This window comes from Hymenobacter agri (genome assembly GCF_054778495.1).
Genome location: NZ_BAAGZM010000494.1, coordinates 1 through 3,281, shown reverse-complemented (window position 1 = coordinate 3,281; position 3,281 = coordinate 1). Strand labels below are relative to the sequence as shown.

Sequence of the window (3,281 nt, the reverse complement as noted above, 5' to 3'; positions counted from 1 at the left end):
CGTGCTGCGCGTGGCCGTGAGCCAGCGGAATCGCTCGGCCACCGGCAGCTGCCCAATAACGCCGCCGGCGGCCCGGCCCTGGCAGATTTGCTCGAAGGCCCGTAGGCGGGCGGCTACTTCGGCCTGGTCGAGGGTTGGGGCGAAGGCGTGCAAGCGGGCTTCGGGCAACTGCCAGCGCACCTGCAAAAAGCCCAGGCCGCGGCAATACAGCACCACGCCCACGTTCAAAAACTCTTCGCGCTCCACGCGGGGCACCACCCGCAGCACGGCGTACTCAAATACGTGCATGGCGGGCATCTTCTATTTCCTGAATAAACGTGGCCGACTGCGCCAGCCGGTTTTCGAGAAACGCGGCGTAAGCGGCGCGCTCCTCGGCGGGCGTGCCGGCAGCGTGGGTTAGCCATTCGTCGGGCACCAGCGCCACAATGCCGCGAATGACTTCGGGCGTGAGGCGGGCGTGGCCCAGCGCATCGGCCGCCGCCAGCTCGGTAGCCTGGGGCAATAGCACGTGGGTTTTAATCTGGGGGAAGGGGCGCGGGCGCGGCGCGGCCCACTCAGGGCCGGCGTGGTGCACGTAGAGGGCCGCGCCGTGGTCAATCAGCCACAGCTCCTTGTGCCACATCAGCATGTTGGTGTTGCGGGCGGTGCGGTCCACGTTCAGCGTCAGGGCATCGAGCCACACGATGAGCGAGGCCAGGCCGGGCTCCACGGTGGTCACCAGCGCATCATAGGTGATGGCGCCGGAGAGGTAGTGCAGCGCCAGGTTGCGGCCGGTGCTGGCCTGCAGCAGGTCCTGAATTTCTTCGTCGGGCTCGGTGCGGCCGAAGCACTCGTCGAGCTCGCAAAACACGAGCTCGGGCACGCGCAGGCCCAATACGCGGGCTATTTCGCCCACAATCAACTCGGCAATCAGCGCCTTCACGCCCTGCCCCGCGCCCCGGAATTTCACCACGTAGAGAAAGCCGTCGTCGGCCTCGACCAGGGCCGGCAGCGAGCCGCCCTCGCGCAGCGGCGTCACGTAGCGCGTCACGGCCACGGTGCGGAGTTCAAAGGGTTCGGGCATGGGCAGGGAGGATTACGAATCGAACACAAAGAACGTCATGTAGAGCGCAGCGAAGCATCTCGCGTGTAGCAGTAATCCTGACGATTGGATTTACTACCACGCGCGAGATGCTTCGCTGCGCTCTGCATGACGTTCTGTTTGAATGATATTCCGCCCTTCCGATACTCCTCCGCCCCGCCCCTACTTCCGCTTGCGGAAATACACGTCGTTGCTGATGGACTCCAGCTTCACCACCGGGCCGCTGCCTTTGAGCGTGCCTTGCAGCCAGTAGCCAAAATCGGGATTGCGGCGCAGCGCCGTGCTGAATGCGATGTCCTGGTCGGTGTACACTTCGCCGTTCAGGGTTTTTAGCGACAGCTCGGCGCCCTTGGTATCGGGCCAGCTCACGTCGATAAAGCCGCTCAACGACTTGGCTTCGATGGCGTTGCTGAAACCTACAATGTCCACGTTGCCGCTGTAGGTGAACACGCGCAGGGCCACGTCGGCAGGCAGCGTGATTTCGTAAGCAATGTCGTCGCACACCTGCCGGCCATACCACATGTTGCGGCCGTGGCCGTGGTCGTCGTAGCCGGTGCAGTCGCCGGCTTTCGCCTGTTTCAGCATTTCCTTATCGAAATCGGCCGTGACGCGCAGCTGGTCGGCGGCGGGAGCCACGGTCAGCTGCAAGGCGTCGTTCAGGCGGTTCTGGTTGATGCTGACGGTGGCTTTCAGCGCCATCTGGCCCGGCGCGCCAGTGCGCACGCGGATGCTGGTGGCCTGGCGCAGGTCGAGAAACACGCGCTGGCCGGCCGTTACGGGGGCGGTTTTCTCAATAATTTTTTGGGCGGCGGCCGGCCCGGCCACGGCTATTGCGAGCAACAGAAGTAAAAAGCGAGGCATGGGATTGGGCAAGAAAAAAGTGAGAAGGAATGAGCATGGCGGGCCCGGCTCCAACGCGCCCGCCGCGCTGTTTATTTGGCTTTGCGCACGAAAATATCGCCGCTCACCGTTTTGAGCGACAGCACATTGCCGCCGCCGTTGATGCTGCCATCCACCACCTGGCCGCCGACGTGCTGCATGCCGTCCTGCTTACCGGCCAAGCTCATGTCGAAATCGGTGTAAACCTCGCCCGAGATGGAGCGCATGCGCAGGTTGGCCTTGGTGCTGGTGGGCAGGCTAATGTCCACGTCGCCGCTCACCGTCGAGATGGAGCTGGGGCCCTGGCGCAGCGGCGTGAAGCGCACCGTTACGTCGCCGCTCACGGTGTTGGCCACCACGGGGCCGGCCACGTTGGTCAGCTTAATGTCGCCGCTGGTCATGCTCACTTCGAGGTCGCCGCTCACGTCGCGCACGCTCACGTCGCCGCTGCCCTGCCAGCCGGCCTGCTTGTACTGCACGGCCGAAGCACGCGGCACCCGAATAACGTAGCTGGCCGAGCGGCGCGTGGCTTGCGCAATGCGCACCACGCCGCCTTCCTGCGTCACGGCCAGCCCCAGGCGGGTGTTGTCGATGGCCGTGTTGTACATCGGGCGCAGGCCGTCGGCGCGCTTGGGCGGCTCCTCATAGCCATCGCCCTTGATGACGAGCTCATCACCGTCGATGCCTTCCACCGTCACGTCGTTGCCCTGCATGTCGATGACGATTTTGGGGCTTTTGCTGGTGAGGCGGGTTTTGAATTCCTGGGCGTGGCCCGATGCAGCGAGCAACAAGCCCGTCAGCGTTAATAACACTAGTTTATGCATGAGTGAAAAAGCGTAAATCGAATGAAATGACGTCCCGTTCCGGTATTGCGGCCCAGCTGCGCAGGCAAGCGGAGAAGATTCAGGATTGTCGGAATGAGAGTTAGAATTAAATGAGTTTGCCAATGCCGGCTTCGGCCTGGGCGCGCACCACGGGCAGGGCGTCGGGGCGCTTGGCGAGGCGCTGCAGCTGGGGCACCGCGCGGTGCACGCGCAGCGATACCACCATGTCAATCAGCGCAATCTGCACGTTGGGGTCGGTTTGGATGGGCAGCGAGTTGGCCAGGCCCTCACGTACGCCGGGGGCATCGCGCAGACGGTAGAGGGCTTCGCAGGCCGCCAGCCGCACGTTGGGGTTGGGGTCGAGGTTGAGCGTATTGAGCAGCACCTGCACCGTGGCGTCGTCGGGCTCGGCGGTTTTGGGGGCGTTGGCCACCAGCGCAATCCGGCTGCTGGCCGATACCGCGTGGCCGCTGTCGTTGCTCAGGGCCACAGCCAGC

At 64.2% G+C, this 3,281-nt stretch carries 5 protein-coding genes; all 5 read right to left on the bottom strand.

The features are described 5' to 3' along the window. On the bottom strand, positions 1–297 hold a 297-nt coding region (locus ACYVDE_RS18235; RefSeq protein WP_460502982.1), incomplete at its 3' end, for a DUF3037 domain-containing protein. Then, a complete protein-coding gene (locus ACYVDE_RS18230) occupies positions 275–1,063 on the bottom strand; it encodes a HipA family kinase (RefSeq protein WP_460502981.1) in 789 nt (262 codons plus the stop codon). The genes ACYVDE_RS18235 and ACYVDE_RS18230, both read right to left, overlap by 23 nt. A 180-nt stretch (positions 1,064–1,243) precedes the next feature. After that, positions 1,244–1,942, bottom strand: coding sequence for a DUF4097 family beta strand repeat-containing protein (locus ACYVDE_RS18225; protein ID WP_460502980.1), 699 nt, complete (start codon positions 1,940–1,942; stop codon positions 1,244–1,246). 71 nt (positions 1,943–2,013) lie between these two features. After that, entirely contained in the window at positions 2,014–2,784 is a 771-nt protein-coding gene (locus ACYVDE_RS18220) for a DUF4097 family beta strand repeat-containing protein (RefSeq protein WP_460502979.1), read from the bottom strand. Positions 2,785–2,890: 106 nt separating this feature from the next. Then, on the bottom strand, positions 2,891–3,281 hold a 391-nt coding region (locus ACYVDE_RS18215; RefSeq protein WP_460502978.1), incomplete at its 5' end, for a HEAT repeat domain-containing protein.